Source organism: Bacillus sp. FSL E2-0195 (assembly GCF_038003645.1).
Taxonomy (GTDB): domain Bacteria; phylum Bacillota; class Bacilli; order Bacillales; family Bacillaceae_G; genus Bacillus_A; species Bacillus_A mycoides.
On the sequence record NZ_JBBOPN010000001.1, the window covers coordinates 4,613,164 to 4,627,227 of the forward strand.

Sequence of the window (14,064 nt, forward strand, 5' to 3'; positions counted from 1 at the left end):
GATACATCATGTTCGTTACAGTGGAAAAAGATGTACACATTTTTGTTGAGGATATTAACCCAGGCCCTGGAAGTAAACCTGTCTTCTTCGTTCATGGCTGGCCTTTAAATCATCAAATGTACCAATATCAATTTAATATCTTACCACAACATGGTTTCCGCTGCATCGCCATGGATATACGAGGAAACGGACAGTCTGATAAACCATGGACTGGTTACACTTATGATCGTTTAGCTAATGATATCGCAATTGTATTAGATGCACTTCAAATAGAAAATGCTACGTTAGTCGGCTTCTCAGTCGGTGGCGCTCTCTCTATTCGGTATATGTCACGATATAATGGGCGTCGTATTTCCAAACTTGCATTAGTGGATGCTGTCTCTCCTTCTTTCGTGAAAAACCAAGAATCCCCTTACGGCGTACCGAAAGAACAAGCAGATGCTCTGATTGCTCAAATGTATGTAAATTTACCTAAGTTTCTAAGTGATGTATCTTTATCATTTTTTAATAGAAACTTAGGAGCTGCCACGTTAGAATGGTTTTCTTATCTCGGTATGCAGTCCGCTTCTTATGCTCTCATCAAAATTTTGCAAGCTGCTGCAAACGAAGACGTAACGAAAGACTTAAGTAAAATTAACGTCCCAACAAAAATATTCCACGGTGTTCACGACCAACTCATCCCTTATAAAAGTGCTGAGCTAACAAAAGAGCGAATTAAAAACTCTGAACTATATCCTCTTACAAATAGTGGCCACGGCTCTCCAATCGATCAAGCGGATGAATTAAATAAGGAACTGATAAAATTTTTAAATTCATAGTTCCTTTACAGTAAAAAAAGAATTTGCCCTTACGGCAAATTCTTTTTTCTTAACTACCTTTTGCACGAGCAAATTCCACATATGACTTATTCTTCTCTTCCATTAAAAACAAAACGATAATGCGGAAAAAATGAAGAGTTGGAACAATAGTCATACAAAGAATAGATAAAAAATAAACACGCTCATCGTTAAACGCATAAATACTAACAACTCGAAATCCTGTTTGTTTATAAATCCATACAACAAATAATTGCAAACTAAAAATTAATAACAAATCTGGAACTGATTCTATTAAAATTAAACAAATTGTCCAATTATATACTAGATGAAAAATTCACATACTTCTCACAAATCAATTATTAAAACGACTCTATTTTAATTTATACTAAATGTACAAGTAATACTCCCTAAACCTAGCTTGTCTGGTTATCCCGTTAAATACTATGAAAAAAGAACTTGTATCGTATACAAGTTCTTTTTTGTCGCCTATTTAAATAATATATCCTTACTATATTGCTTTCCGATGAGTAAGTCATATTGAATAAACTCATATTGCTTTAACATTTCTTTTTGTTTTTCTGTTAAAATTTTTATTGCTTCTCCGTCTTTTCCTATCTTCAATTCATCACGAAGTACGGGAATTTCTTCATATAACTTCGATAAAAATTGATAGAACGGTACCTTATTTAATCCAGCATAATCAAAGACAAGATTTGAAAAATAGATTGGACTTACTAAACCTAAATTGTCATTTGGCATATCAAAATTTGCATACATTAATAACGGCGTTTGTGCCATCGCTAATCGTTCACTTGGCGTTTTTTCATTTGTTATATAACCAGTCTCTTTATAAAGAGATTTATTTGTTCCTAGTGATGGGAGATGGTCCCCAAAGAATACTAATAATGTAGGTCTATCTAAATTATCTAGCTCCTCTATTAAATATTGAAGAGCTTCATCTGAACGTCTTAACCCTTCTGTATAAGTCTCTAATTCAGCCTTCGACTCTTCATTTTCTAATCCACTAATCTCTATTTGATTTTCACCAAATCTTCCTTCTGTAAATGGAAAATGATTTTGCATCGTAACTGCATGAACAAACGTAGGTTTCTTTTGCTTCTCTAATTCAGCTATTATCTCTTTACTCATAGATAGATCGCTAATATAATCTCCATCAACTTCTACATTTTCCATCGTATCTTGTGCATTAAACTTATCAAATCCTAACACTTTATATACATCATCCCGTTTAAAGAATGAGCGACCGAACGAATGAATTGCACTTGTATAATACCCTTCTTTTTTCAATGCTCGAGGAATTGATGGAATTTCTTTCTTATTTGTAACGACTTGCTGATATGGTATAGAGCCTGGTTTTAACAAACTCATTGAATAACTCGTTAATGCCTCAAATTCAACGTTTGCAGTATTTCCTCCAAATGCAGGAGAAATAGTTTGTCCACCAGGAAAACTTTCTATATAATGATGCAAATTAGGTAAAGGATCTTCACTAAAGGACAGGTTCGTTAACTTCGTTGGATCCCAAAACGATTCACTCATTACAAAAATAATATTCGGTTTCTCTTTTTGCTTCTGCGCCCCTATATTGCTACTATATTGTTTCTTTATATCGTTTGCTATTTGAAGCATATTTTCTTTTGAATAATCTTTCGGCTTTTCAATGACTGTCGTATCTAAATTACTTATAAAGCCTAGCACAAAACCATTCGAAGCATAATTTTCATTTTGATTCCACAAAACGAACTCTATACCCGACTTTTGAAACCATTTATTCATAAACGTATTCGTAAAATTACCATACACATATAAAATAAAAACGGATCCTACTACTAATAAGGCTCTTACTCCTGGATGAATCTTTACACTTTGAATATATTTTCTAATATATATCCCCGCTATAATACAAGCTACAATACTTACGATAACGACAAAAATATAACTCCAACTAAAATATTCCATCACCATCGGTATAACAGATTGCATATGTCCAATCTGTGTAAAATCAGAAGGATATAGTGGGTCTCCCCTAAAAACAATTTTGAAGTGATTTACAATAGCCAAAATGATTAGCAAAATGCTTGTCAAAATAGTACTCAAAAAAACTTTTCCAAGTACGTTGTACACCAAAACATATATTGCATAAATTACAATTAAACTAAATATAAACTGTGCGTTATAATTGTAAATCCAATTCAGTGTATTTACGAGATTCATATTATTTTGCATAAAAATAAAAAGAAAAGTAACCGCATGAGCTACTAAAAACATTCTAATATAAATCCGAATAATCGGTTTAAATTTATTAACTATACCTTTATTTAAATACGCAACATATAGTAGTGCAACCCACATCAAAATTGTCATTATACTTAAAACAATTTTTTGATTTAACATATCTTTCATCGCATCTAAACTAAAATATTTTAAAATCAAGAAAAGTGTGGGTACAACATATAAGGTTACTAAACCACTTAAAACCGCTGAAATTAATATACTTCTTCTTGGCTGATGAAATGAATAATTATCCCTCAATTCACTCCCTCTTTTCTGTTTATTAATTTCACCCCGCACCGTAAAAACAGTTTCTATTAAGATAACATACTTCATGCATTTCGTCTTCACACTGGATTCTACTATAACTGTAGTTTCTTAATTCTCCCTTAATCAACAGTTAATTTTTGGAATGCCAACTATTCATTCTTAAAAAACTAAATTCCTTCATTCCACTTTATGATATAATAACTATGTTTTGGAAAACCTTAATACTAATATGGTTTTATCATGAAAATACGAAGGAAATAATAAAAAGGGAGATGCTCATTTTTGTTAAATAAGTTTAAAAATTTGCCTAAAGCGGTATATGTAATTTTGGCACTTTCTTTCCTGTTGCATGTTTTTTGTCTAGTAAAACAGCCAGGATTAAATGGAGAAGTAGTCAAAGTAACATATGGTGCATATGATGCGTTCAACTATTCGTTAACAGCTGAACAGCTATTAAAACACGGTGTCTTTGGATATGTTTATTTGGAGCCTAGTGAAGTTCCTGGAAAAAATGCATACATCACACCAGGTCAGCCACTATTATTAGCTGGCGCTATGATTATTTCTGATGTTACATCACTTCCTTACTATTACGTGGCAACCGTCATTAATATGATACTGAACCTCGGCACAGTGTTATTAGTATTCTTAATAGGAAAAGAGTTATTTGAAAAGAATATTTATGGAATTGTCGCAAGTATTTTATATGCTATTTATCCAAGTAACTATACATACTTCCGTACGTTATTAACCGAAGTTCCTTCAATATTCTTATTAACGTTAAGTGTATATGTATTTGTTCTCGCATGGAAATATAATAAAGTGAAATTCCATATATGGTTCGGAATTGTCGTTTCCATTTTACTTATGTTCCGTCCAAATCCAGCTCCAATGATGCTCATTCCTGTTCTTGTCGTCTTGTTCACATATGGATTTAAAGACTCAATTCGAATTGGATTATTATGGCTCATTGGCCCGTTCTTTATTATCGGTGCCTGGGTTGTTCGTAACTATTTAGCGTTCAATCAATTTATCTTATTCTCAACGCAAGGTGCGGACCCATTAATTGCCGGTGCGGATCCATTTAACAAAATCGGCTATGAAAATGTAGTTAACCAAATGAAGGCCCAGGGTTTAGAAGATAAAAATGCATACGCAAAAGATTTAATCAAAAATGGATTTAAAACGGACTTCACATATTGGTTCTCGTGGTTCACTGTTGGTAAAACAATTGAATTATTCAAAACAGCTCCTGCTGTAGACCAATACCATATTCATAAATTTATGCAAATGTGTCATAAAGTCTTCATCATAGGCACATTCTTGAGCAGTTTCTGCTGCATGCTAAATTCATTTAAACATAAACGCGTTATGATGCTAGTAGCAAGTTCTGTTATTTACATCATCTTCTCAAACTTATTCTTAGCGATTAATCGCTACGGATTTTTCATTAACCCTCTTATGTGCTTAATTCTTGCATACGGGTTAGTTTACGCTGTGCAGAAGCTTCCATTTTTCCGCACTAGTCAAGCATAATAAAAAAAGAGGTCGTCCAAAAATGGACGACCTCTTTTTTTATTTATCCAACACTTTGAACACGGCCAATTTGTCCATCTTGTAATCGGACTTTAATTCCGTACGTATGTGTTTCCGTGTTTGTTAAAATATCTTTCACAACACCGCTCACTGTTTTACTATAATCTTTATCTAATTGAATAACTACATGTGAACCAACCGAAATTTGTGATCTTGTCGGTTTCCCACCTCTTGCTTCTGTTGTTTTTTCTTGTTTCTGTGTTCTCTCTTGTTGTGCCGACTGCTGTTGCTGAGCCTTCTGCTCTTCTTGCTTACGTTTCTCTTCCTCTACTCTTTGCTGCTCTTCTTGCTTACGTTTTTCTTCCTCTACTCTTTGTTGCTCTTCTTGCTTACGCTTTTCTTCTTCTATTTTTTGTTGCTCTTCTTGCTTACGTTTTTCTTCCTCTACTCTTTGCTGCTCTTCCTGCTTACGTTTTTCTTCCTCTTCCTTTTGCTGCTCTTCTTGTTTGCTTTCCTCTTCTACCTTCTTATCTTCTTCAACTTTCTTCTCATCTATTTTCTGTTCTTCCGCTACCTTCAGCTTTTCCTCTTCATCTTTACAAGCTGTTAAAACAACTACACATAAGCCCGTAAGTAAAAATAATAATAATTTTTTTAACATTAAAAAATCCTCCTATATATACATTACAAATAATGACCTTTAATAGAATAACAAATATGTATGAATCCCTTTGTCGTAATTTGTCGTATATATTGGATTTTCCATGTAACACTACATGCTCCAAATAGAGAAGAACCTGTCGTGTGACAGGTTCTTCTCGTTATTTATTAGGATACGATGATTAGATTAGCATGTTTACTATACAAGAGGAAGCATCCATATTTTCCATATGATACTTACGATTACTATAAGTACAAAATCAAACAAATCTAATCTCGGACCCTTTTTCATAGTCATGTCTAGCCACATATAAATCCATTTCATTTCCTTATATTTATGAATATTTTTCTTTGCGAATCGGTAAGTAAGCACTTGCATGATGTAAATTCCAATTACGCAAATAAGCAATAAGATGAGAAATTCAAATACAAAATTCCTCCCTATTTTTGAAGCGTTCTTTCTACTATACGGTTCTTCAAAACCCATTCCTCAAACTGAGCACTTCCAAATTCCCAGCTCAAATCACGAGCATGTACAGAAAAAACGTAATAACCGGCATATTCGTCCATAAACACCCCTGCCCCTACATCATCTTTTTGAATACCGTATACTCCAAAATTAAAATACACATCCCACACGTCTTCATGCTTCCTCTTATAAGCAATCGATTCCATATCACATTCAGTTCCGAAATAATCAAGATGTAAATGTACGCTATCATCGTATTCGTAATCCATTTTATCACCCCTTATATTTGTACTTCTTTACTACCCAAAAAATTCCTGCTATATATACTCACATATGGGCACTTACCTACATATTATGCTTGTAGATTGACTTCTAGGAGGTGTCATATAGTGAAAAAATTAATAACCGTTTTTTGCATCATGTTACTAGCTGTTTTCACATTCGCTGCTTGTAGTAGTACAAAGGAAAGTACGAAAGAACAAGCTCAAAAAATTCGCGTTGGCGAAGTTACACACTCTCTTTTCTACGCACCATTATATGTTGGAATTGAAAAAGGATTTTTTAAAGATGAAGGCTTAAATATTGACTTACAAACAACAGCTGGCGGAGATAAAACGATGACCACCCTTTTATCTGGCGGAATTGATATTGCTCTCGTTGGTTCAGAAACGTCTATTTATGTTCATCAACAAGGAGCAAAAGATCCTGTCATTAATTTTGCACAGCTTACACAAACAGATGGCACATTTTTAGTTTCCCGTAAAAAATTAGACTCTTTTAATTGGAACGACGTAAAAGGCGTTACGTTTTTAGGACAGCGTAAAGGCGGCATGCCGCAAATGGTTGGTGAATACGTTTTAAAGAAAAATGGCATTGACCCTCGCAAAGATACGAACTTAATTCAAAATATCGAGTTTGCTAATATTGCAAATGCCTTTGCATCTGGTACGGGAGAATTTGTACAGCTCTTTGAACCGACTGCAAGTATACTTGAAAAAGAAGGAAAAGGTTATATCGTCGCGTCTTTCGGAGCTGAATCTGGTACTGTCCCTTATACAACGTTTATGGCAAAAGAAAGTTTCTTAAAGAAAGATAAAGCTGCTGCTGAAAAATTCACGCGCGCACTATATAAAGCGCAGCAATGGGTTGATACACATAGTCCAGAAGAGATTGCCGATGCCGTTTCACCACTATTTAAAGACACTTCAAAAGACATTTCAGTAAAAGTAATTGAGCGCTACAAAAAACAACATTCTTATGCGACAAATCCATTATTAGATGATGCAGAATGGAAACAACTCCAAACGATTATGAAAGAATCTGGTGAATTACAAAAAGAAGTTCCACATGAAGCGCTCGTCAATACAAAAATTGCCGAAAGCGTTATTAAGAAATAGAGGCGAAGTGTATGAGCTTTTTACAAATACGTAACGTTTCTCACTGCTTTTTTGCAAAAGAAAATGCCAAACTTATTCTTGAAGATATGAGTTTGCAAGTAGACGAAGGCGAATTTATTTCAATCCTTGGTCCAAGTGGTTGCGGAAAAACAACGCTCCTCTCCATCATCGCAGGTCTACTCGATCCAATTGAAGGTATCGTATTTTTAGATGGTGAACCGATTACAAGTAAGACCCCCTCTATGGGCTATATGCTCCAGCAAGATTACTTGTTTCCGTGGAAAACAATTGAAGAAAATATTATGCTCGGACTTCATATTCGGAAGGTTTATGATGAAAATACGAAAGAACATACATTAAAGCTTTTAAAACAAGTCGGCCTATATGATATAGAACAGCAATACCCTCGTGAACTATCCGGTGGTATGCGCCAACGTGCTGCACTCGTTCGAACATTAGCGACCGACCCAAAAATTTTATTGTTAGATGAACCATTTTCCGCTCTTGATTATCAAACAAAATTAAAACTAGAAGATCTCGTCTTCACATTACTACGTAACTATAAGAAAACATCCCTACTTGTGACACATGATATTGAAGAAGCAATTGCGATGAGTGATCGTATTTATTTACTGCAGGCGAACCCTGGAAAAATCGCAAAAACATTCATCGTCCCAGAAAGTATCCGTTCCTTATCGCCGTTAGAAGCACGCCACCATCATGACTTCCCATCCCTCTTCCAAGAAATATGGAAGGAGCTGGAACGACTTGGATAATATAAAACAACTACATGAACAGTTTCGAAAAAAAGAAAGACAACATGCATGGTTAGCTCGCTCTTTACAACTTGTACTTCTTGTTCTTTTCTTTGCACTATGGGAAATAGCTAGTAAAAAAGAATGGATTGATCCTTTACTCTTTAGTTCTCCTTCAAGTATTTGGGATCTCTTTTTAACGAAATGGATTGACGGTTCACTTTGGGTCCACATATGGACGACATTACTTGAAACAGGAGTAGGTTTTATTCTCGGAACTGTACTTGGAGCTATTATTGCTACTCTCCTTTGGTGGATGCCACTTTTAGCCCGCGTACTTGATCCTTATCTCGTCGTCCTAAATGCAATGCCAAAAGTTGCACTCGGTCCAATCATCATTGTTATTTTCGGTCCAAATATTTCATCCTCTATCGCAATGGGGGTAATCATCTCTATCATCATTACCATTCTCGTTATTTACAGCGCATTTCAAGAAGTCGATTCCAACTATATTAAGGTCATGGACACATTCGGCGCAAATAAATGGCAATGCTATAAGCACGTTATTCTCCCTTCATCTTTCCCTGCAATTATTTCAACGTTAAAAGTGAATGTTGGCTTATCATGGGTCGGTGTTATTTTCGGGGAACTCCTCGTTTCTAAACAAGGACTTGGCTATTTAATTAGCTACGGATTCCAAGTCTTTAACTTCACACTCGTCTTGCTCAGTGTATTGCTCACTTGCGTCCTCGCAACTCTTATGTATGTATTTGTCGAGGCATTTGAAAAACTCCTTATTGGAAAACGAAAAAAAAGCTGACTTAGAGCGATATGCTAGAGTCAGCTTCTTTCTCTTACCTTTTATCACACATTTTCGAATCGTCTGCAATATTCCCATTAGCAACCGTAACTGTATGGAAACAATCTTTCACACGCACCGTAACGACATTATCTTTTCGATCAATAATATGATAATCATTAAACTCTTTATTTAATGCACTACGAATTTGCTCCCCTTCAAAAATCGGAAAACCGTGAGACATTACCCAAATGAGACCAGCAACAGCAAGAATCGTTTTCATACGTTTCATTACCTCCTCGAGAGTAAACTTATAGCCCCTATACTATGCGCATTATAATTGTGTCTAATTTGTGACGTTTTTATACTAATTCTATTTTAATGATTCAGTTCCTTCTTCTTTTTTAAAAAAGACAGAATTTTCAATTTTATCAACATGAAGAAACGCAAAGAACTACAATTCTTCACGTTTTCCCTTGGCTAAAATATATCGAACACATAATTCGCATTAGTGTCCACTTGGTTGTTCCATCGTTTTCGACACATTATATAACCCAGCTAACACTTCCACTCTCATTTTTACAAGCTCGGAGAATTGATAGAAGAAGGCAATTTTTTTATATTTTAATTCTGTTCCTTCTTTCACCTTTTTTGAATCTTGTAAAATAAACGCTGTAAATGTATCCGCAATATCCTCTGCTACATTTGTCGTCCCATACAGTGAAACAAACTCACCATGCTTTTCCTTAAAAAATTCAATTTGAGCTTCTTCGCTTTCTTCCACTTTCTTTTCTGTCCACTCCTGGTCAATTGGTTTCCAGAAAGAATTATAAAATTGATTTATATAAGAGCTCTCCTTCGCACATCCTTCTTGTAAGAAAAGAGATTTACATTTATTTTGGTATGATGAAATATCTTTATCTTCTTCAAAAGCCTTTAAGTACTTTTCATTTACTGGTATTTGTTTATGTCCCAGTGTCAATACGTGAGCCGTCTCATGTATTAATGTTTTCATCACTTGATCGATATTTACTGCAGAATCAAGCGTATCTAAGCTAATGGTCCACTCTTTCGGATACTCCATACTCGGCATAACATGAGCGACAATTCCATCGTATCCATCTGTTACCATATCAAACTCTTTTATGTCAGTGCGATACTTAGCAGGAATAAGCGTGCTATACATCTCCCATAACGATTCATGATAATCCCTATCTTGACGTTGCTTTAATACTTCTTCTTTCGCGTCCTTATCCTCCGCAAAAGCCTTATTCAATCGTTTGCGATCTAGTTTATCGAAATAAGGATCTACAATTTCATCACCATCAATATAATAAGAAGCTAAAAAGAAATAATTTTCATCATCCTTTTTTTTCATTTCTGCTTCTTTCATATCGTTACTTGAATGTCCTTCTAAATCATAATCCTCTAGTACTTCAAGTTCTGAAAGTCCATCTATCTTTTTATATACTTTTTGAAGTGTTTTATCACCTATTTGTGTGCATTCTTCTGTCGTTTCGCACACATCTTTTTTCTCTCTTTTCGAAGTTTGCTCCGACATATCACATCCAGCTACTAAGCCCATTGAAATCATAAAACACATTAACTTGCCATACAGTTTCTTCATACGCCCCTCCATTATTCCATTCTACAAAAATATCATAATCATTTTTTAACGAATATGCGATAATTAATTATAAAAACTGTATGGAGGTTTCCCATGATTCGAGCAGTCTTATTTGACTTAGATGGAACACTATTAGATCGTCGTCAATCTTTAGAGCAATTTATTCGTGATCAATATAATCGCTTCGCCTTTCATTTGATAAACATAGAAAAATTCGAGTATTGCTCTCGTTTTCTCGAACTCGACAATAATGGTTACATGTGGAAAGATAAGGTATATTCCACTCTCCTTTGCGAATACAACATTACCACTTTAACGCAAGAGCAACTGCTGCACGACTACATTACAAACTTCCAACATCATTGTATTCCTTTCCAAAACATGCATGAACTACTTCAACAATTAAAACAGCGAAACATTAAAATTGGTATTATTACAAACGGCTTTACTAAATTTCAGATGAGCAACCTTCGAGCACTAAACATACATACGTATACAAGCACGATTCTTGTTTCAGAAGCAGAAGGAATTAAAAAGCCTCACCCTGAGATTTTCGAACGGGCTTTACAAAAGCTAAACGTAAAAGCAGAAGAATGCCTTTACGTTGGGGACCATCCAGAAAATGATGTGCTTGGTTCTGAACAAGTAGGGATTCTTGGCGTTTGGAAGAGAGATTCATTTTGGGGTGACTTTGAACATTCACGTGTGGTGGATGATTTATTAGAGGTGCTTTCGTTTTTAGAGGTGGAGAGAAAAACAAGACGATAGTAAATGAAATTTCACTTTATCAGCGATTCAACAAGAAACATCGGCTTACCGACAAAAGCTGACAAACAAAAAAGAGGCCATTTTTCAAAAATGCCTCCTCTTCCTTTATTATTCATATACTGTAAACTGCGGTTTGCTCGGATGATCTTTAACTAGCGCATCATCTGGAAACTTTGAAACTTTTTTATATAAAGCAATGTCACCGATACAACCTGCTGTTAGTAGAATCCCTAAAAATGAGAGTGGCTCCAGATTCATAGCTAATCCCAATACAATTGGTAAAATTCCAGTTGGTAAAAACGGAAGCATTAACACTGTCTTCATTTGCTTTACTGTAATCACCTGTTTAGAATGAGCATATGCAGCACCTAATTTCCAATTGACGCCCCATTTTAGTTCACTCCACGGAACACCTCCGATATAACGAAATCCAATTAAATGTATTGCCTCATGAATACAAACGAGAATAATCATTCCAATAATCAAAAGAAACATAATCGGCAATGTAATTTCAATTTGAAACTCGCCTGAAAAAAGCGCATGTAAATAACCAATTCCAATCGCCAGAGCAAATATTATAAAAAATGAATAAATATTTAATTTAACCATTGAAACAGAGACGGTTGTTTCTTTTCTGTTATCCACCTTTTCACCTCCTAAAATGTAAATATATCTTTACAAAATTGTATAATATACCCAAAATAATATAAAGATATATTTACATTTTGAACATAAAAAAAGAAACCGGCCATTTTACTTCGTAAAACAGCCGATTTCTTCTATATGTTTCATCGTACGCGCTAATACATCATCGCGCATAATAAAGCTAAATTTTCTATCAGTTTTAATATTATCAGGAATGTCTTTTAATAACACAGACCCTTTCGTTTCTTCGTAATGCGTATGTTGCTCTACCGCACTAATTGTTGCAAAATAAATGTTTTTAATGATTATTTTGTCTTTTCCGGATACTTTGTATTGCCCTAAGTAAGTTAAATCAGAAACTATGCCGCCGGTTTCCTCATGAACTTCTCGAACTGCCGCTTCTTCCGGTGTTTCCCCGAGTTCTACTTTACCACCTGGAAATTCAAGACCACGGCGTAAATGATGCGTTAATAACCATTGATCCCCGTACCGGCATACAACCCAAACATGCTTTGGCTCAGGAGAAAATGGGTAACGTTCAAACGATAATTGTACAGTGTTGTGGTAATAATCTTTAAATTTGTACATGCCATTACTCCCCTATTGATGATTACAAGTTTTTCCTACCACAAATTGTAGCATATTCTCGCTTTTCTGCATAATATTATCCAATTACAATCCATTGATTATTCCCATTTGTGCGACTAATTCTTTCGTTTCATGATTCCCTAGATCATAAATCATTTTATATGCTTTTTGTAGTTGTTCATCATATCGATCATTATTCGAATCGTGATGATACTCAACGAATGGAACGTGAGAGCGTACATACGAACCTAAGTCCTCTTCATACGCTTGATCAAAATACTCTCTTAACTCCGTAATCTCTTCGTCATTTGCATAAATTTCAAAATTATACGTATCCGCCGTCTTCACTTGCGAAATTTGACCATTTCCAACTGATATATAATATGTTTTTTTATTCTCCATGTAACACCCTTCTTTCATCCTTTTAATTTCTATTGTTTTCATCAATTACAAAATTATGTAAAATAAAGAAAAGGAGGGATTTCATGCTCAAAATATTAATTATCGGCATTATAATCGTACTGATCGTATTAGTACTCTCCGTTATGACGATTAATAAAGGCTATTCTTACAAACATTCGATTGATAAACCAGAAGATAACCCTTATACAAAAAACAGTAAAGAGCATTCATAATATACTACGCATTTTAATCGCACTCAGTGTCATCATCATATCCGCTATTAGTTTACTGACAGGTCAAAATAACTTTCTACCACTTTCACAATTTCTATTAGGAGCTTTAATGTTTCTCATCGCAATTGAGCAAATAAAAAAGAAGGATTCAGGAACCGGATTTATTTGCATTGTTGCTGGTGCTTTCATTTGGCTTGTTTTTATCATTACCTACATAAAATAGAGGAGGGTCTTTTATGCTGAAAGGATTACGGATTACTTTATCACTTATTGCTTTATCTATAGCAATCTATAGCTTTTTTACTGGTAATAGGGAAATCATGCCTTATATGTTCATCTTTTTAGGGGGGATGGCTTTCATTATTAGTATAGAGGAAATCTTAAAACAGCAAAAAAGTGGTAGCATACTTGCTCTGTTAGCAGGAGCTGTTGCTTTATTTCTTGGCTTCTCAGAAATATTTCGATAAATAGTCTCTTTAAAGGAGGAATTCGATGCTAACTGGAATACGCTATTTTTTCATGCTTCTCACAATCTCTCTTTGCACTTATTCTCTTGCTACCGATAATTTCACACTTCTCCCATACATGCAATTTGCTCTCAGTTGTTTCTTTATTCTTCTAGGAATTAATGAACTGAAATCCGGAAGAAAATCAATGGGTATCTCGCATTTTTTCGTTTCTATTCTTATGCTCTTCATTGTAATATCGAACTACCTTCGTTACATGTAGAATGAAACTTTAAATACCAACTACGAACTGTTATTACATTGAAGGCTAATTTAAAACTACAAGAAGATAGGTGGTA

19 protein-coding genes are annotated in these 14,064 nt (G+C 34.7%); 9 read left to right on the forward strand and 10 right to left on the reverse strand.

Features of this window, described 5'->3' with window-relative positions:
* Positions 1–8: 8 nt before the first annotated feature.
* Positions 9–818: an alpha/beta fold hydrolase gene (locus tag MHH59_RS23820; RefSeq protein ID WP_003193650.1), complete on the forward strand. Its 810-nt coding sequence runs from the start codon at positions 9–11 to the stop codon at positions 816–818.
* Between the two features lie 49 nt (positions 819–867).
* Here MHH59_RS23820 and MHH59_RS23825 read toward each other — a convergent pair whose 3' ends face one another.
* A complete protein-coding gene (locus tag MHH59_RS23825) occupies positions 868–1,152 on the reverse strand; it encodes an ABC transporter permease subunit (protein ID WP_307838750.1) in 285 nt (94 codons plus the stop codon).
* Between the two features lie 152 nt (positions 1,153–1,304).
* On the reverse strand, positions 1,305–3,371 hold the full coding sequence (locus MHH59_RS23830; protein ID WP_340852500.1) for an LTA synthase family protein: 2,067 nt from the start codon (positions 3,369–3,371) through the stop codon (positions 1,305–1,307).
* Positions 3,372–3,662: 291 nt separating this feature from the next.
* Here MHH59_RS23830 and MHH59_RS23835 point away from each other — a divergent pair, with 291 nt between their 5' ends.
* On the forward strand, positions 3,663–4,916 hold the full coding sequence (locus MHH59_RS23835) for a glycosyltransferase family 39 protein (protein WP_002015720.1): 1,254 nt from the start codon (positions 3,663–3,665) through the stop codon (positions 4,914–4,916).
* 43 nt (positions 4,917–4,959) lie between these two features.
* Here the strand turns inward: MHH59_RS23835 and MHH59_RS23840 are convergent, their stop codons facing one another.
* The 3 genes from MHH59_RS23840 to MHH59_RS23850 all read right to left on the reverse strand — a co-directional run bounded on the left by MHH59_RS23840 (position 4,960) and on the right by MHH59_RS23850 (position 6,314).
* A complete protein-coding gene (locus MHH59_RS23840; RefSeq protein WP_050000947.1) occupies positions 4,960–5,577 on the reverse strand; it encodes a YwbE family protein in 618 nt (205 codons plus the stop codon).
* A gap of 198 nt (positions 5,578–5,775) precedes the next feature.
* Positions 5,776–6,063: a hypothetical protein gene (locus tag MHH59_RS23845; RefSeq protein ID WP_048517045.1), complete on the reverse strand. Its 288-nt coding sequence runs from the start codon at positions 6,061–6,063 to the stop codon at positions 5,776–5,778.
* Positions 6,018–6,314 (reverse strand): DUF3986 family protein, encoded by a 297-nt coding sequence (locus MHH59_RS23850; RefSeq protein ID WP_002129563.1) that lies wholly within the window; start codon positions 6,312–6,314, stop codon positions 6,018–6,020. Before MHH59_RS23850 ends, MHH59_RS23845 begins: the two co-directional genes overlap by 46 nt.
* 120 nt (positions 6,315–6,434) lie before the next feature.
* Here MHH59_RS23850 and MHH59_RS23855 point away from each other — a divergent pair, with 120 nt between their 5' ends.
* From MHH59_RS23855 to MHH59_RS23865, 3 genes are read left to right on the forward strand one after another with little or no spacing between them, the layout of a single operon-like run.
* Complete coding sequence (locus MHH59_RS23855; protein ID WP_002089139.1) at positions 6,435–7,442, forward strand: ABC transporter substrate-binding protein; 1,008 nt, start codon at positions 6,435–6,437, stop codon at positions 7,440–7,442.
* An 11-nt stretch (positions 7,443–7,453) separates the two neighbouring features.
* A complete protein-coding gene (locus MHH59_RS23860) occupies positions 7,454–8,218 on the forward strand; it encodes an ABC transporter ATP-binding protein (RefSeq protein WP_002015726.1) in 765 nt (254 codons plus the stop codon).
* A complete protein-coding gene (locus MHH59_RS23865) occupies positions 8,211–9,017 on the forward strand; it encodes an ABC transporter permease (RefSeq protein ID WP_002138764.1) in 807 nt (268 codons plus the stop codon). Before MHH59_RS23860 ends, MHH59_RS23865 begins: the two co-directional genes overlap by 8 nt.
* A 34-nt stretch (positions 9,018–9,051) precedes the next feature.
* Here MHH59_RS23865 and MHH59_RS23870 read toward each other — a convergent pair whose 3' ends face one another.
* Both MHH59_RS23870 and MHH59_RS23875 read right to left on the reverse strand, forming a co-directional pair.
* Complete coding sequence (locus MHH59_RS23870; protein WP_002129567.1) at positions 9,052–9,279, reverse strand: hypothetical protein; 228 nt, start codon at positions 9,277–9,279, stop codon at positions 9,052–9,054.
* A 225-nt stretch (positions 9,280–9,504) separates the two neighbouring features.
* On the reverse strand, positions 9,505–10,623 hold the full coding sequence (locus MHH59_RS23875; RefSeq protein WP_340852509.1) for a recombinase family protein: 1,119 nt from the start codon (positions 10,621–10,623) through the stop codon (positions 9,505–9,507).
* Positions 10,624–10,716: 93 nt separating this feature from the next.
* On the opposite strand from MHH59_RS23875, the gene MHH59_RS23880 reads away from it, so the two are divergent.
* Positions 10,717–11,391, forward strand: coding sequence for an HAD family hydrolase (locus tag MHH59_RS23880; RefSeq protein ID WP_340852511.1), 675 nt, complete (start codon positions 10,717–10,719; stop codon positions 11,389–11,391).
* 108 nt (positions 11,392–11,499) lie between these two features.
* Here the strand turns inward: MHH59_RS23880 and MHH59_RS23885 are convergent, their stop codons facing one another.
* From MHH59_RS23885 to MHH59_RS23895, 3 genes are all read right to left on the reverse strand, one after another.
* Entirely contained in the window at positions 11,500–12,036 is a 537-nt protein-coding gene (locus MHH59_RS23885; RefSeq protein WP_002167507.1) for a DUF3267 domain-containing protein, read from the reverse strand.
* 108 nt (positions 12,037–12,144) lie between these two features.
* Positions 12,145–12,624 (reverse strand): antimutator 8-oxo-(dGTP/GTP)ase, encoded by a 480-nt coding sequence (gene mutTA / locus MHH59_RS23890; protein WP_002015736.1) that lies wholly within the window; start codon positions 12,622–12,624, stop codon positions 12,145–12,147.
* A gap of 84 nt (positions 12,625–12,708) precedes the next feature.
* Positions 12,709–13,026, reverse strand: a complete 318-nt coding sequence (locus MHH59_RS23895) for a hypothetical protein (RefSeq protein ID WP_002089150.1) — start codon at positions 13,024–13,026, stop codon at positions 12,709–12,711.
* Positions 13,027–13,109: 83 nt separating this feature from the next.
* Between MHH59_RS23895 and ytzI the strand changes: the two genes are divergently transcribed.
* The 3 genes from ytzI to MHH59_RS23910 are packed head-to-tail and all read left to right on the forward strand — an operon-like array spanning position 13,110 to position 13,726.
* Positions 13,110–13,259 (forward strand): YtzI protein, encoded by a 150-nt coding sequence (ytzI, locus tag MHH59_RS23900; RefSeq protein WP_002129575.1) that lies wholly within the window; start codon positions 13,110–13,112, stop codon positions 13,257–13,259.
* A complete protein-coding gene (locus MHH59_RS23905; protein ID WP_048517047.1) occupies positions 13,252–13,482 on the forward strand; it encodes a DUF3953 domain-containing protein in 231 nt (76 codons plus the stop codon). Before ytzI ends, MHH59_RS23905 begins: the two co-directional genes overlap by 8 nt.
* Before the next feature lie 13 nt (positions 13,483–13,495).
* Positions 13,496–13,726, forward strand: a complete 231-nt coding sequence (locus tag MHH59_RS23910; protein ID WP_201056989.1) for a DUF3953 domain-containing protein — start codon at positions 13,496–13,498, stop codon at positions 13,724–13,726.
* Positions 13,727–14,064: the final 338 nt, after the last annotated feature.

Excerpts from the sequence above, each read along its gene's own strand:
- MHH59_RS23820 (WP_003193650.1), top strand. The coding sequence starts at position 9 with ATGTTCGTTACAGTGGAAAAAGATGTACACATTTTTGTTGAGGATATT.
- MHH59_RS23840 (WP_050000947.1), bottom strand. The coding sequence starts at position 5,577 with ATGTTAAAAAAATTATTATTATTTTTACTTACGGGCTTATGTGTAGTT.
- MHH59_RS23845 (WP_048517045.1), bottom strand. The coding sequence starts at position 6,063 with ATGGGTTTTGAAGAACCGTATAGTAGAAAGAACGCTTCAAAAATAGGG.
- MHH59_RS23850 (WP_002129563.1), bottom strand. The coding sequence starts at position 6,314 with ATGGATTACGAATACGATGATAGCGTACATTTACATCTTGATTATTTC.
- MHH59_RS23860 (WP_002015726.1), top strand. The coding sequence starts at position 7,454 with ATGAGCTTTTTACAAATACGTAACGTTTCTCACTGCTTTTTTGCAAAA.
- MHH59_RS23870 (WP_002129567.1), bottom strand. The coding sequence starts at position 9,279 with ATGAAAACGATTCTTGCTGTTGCTGGTCTCATTTGGGTAATGTCTCAC.
- MHH59_RS23875 (WP_340852509.1), bottom strand. The coding sequence starts at position 10,623 with ATGAAGAAACTGTATGGCAAGTTAATGTGTTTTATGATTTCAATGGGC.
- MHH59_RS23880 (WP_340852511.1), top strand. The coding sequence starts at position 10,717 with ATGATTCGAGCAGTCTTATTTGACTTAGATGGAACACTATTAGATCGT.
- mutTA (WP_002015736.1), bottom strand. The coding sequence starts at position 12,624 with ATGTACAAATTTAAAGATTATTACCACAACACTGTACAATTATCGTTT.
- MHH59_RS23895 (WP_002089150.1), bottom strand. The coding sequence starts at position 13,026 with ATGGAGAATAAAAAAACATATTATATATCAGTTGGAAATGGTCAAATT.
- ytzI (WP_002129575.1), top strand. The coding sequence starts at position 13,110 with ATGCTCAAAATATTAATTATCGGCATTATAATCGTACTGATCGTATTA.
- MHH59_RS23910 (WP_201056989.1), top strand. The coding sequence starts at position 13,496 with ATGCTGAAAGGATTACGGATTACTTTATCACTTATTGCTTTATCTATA.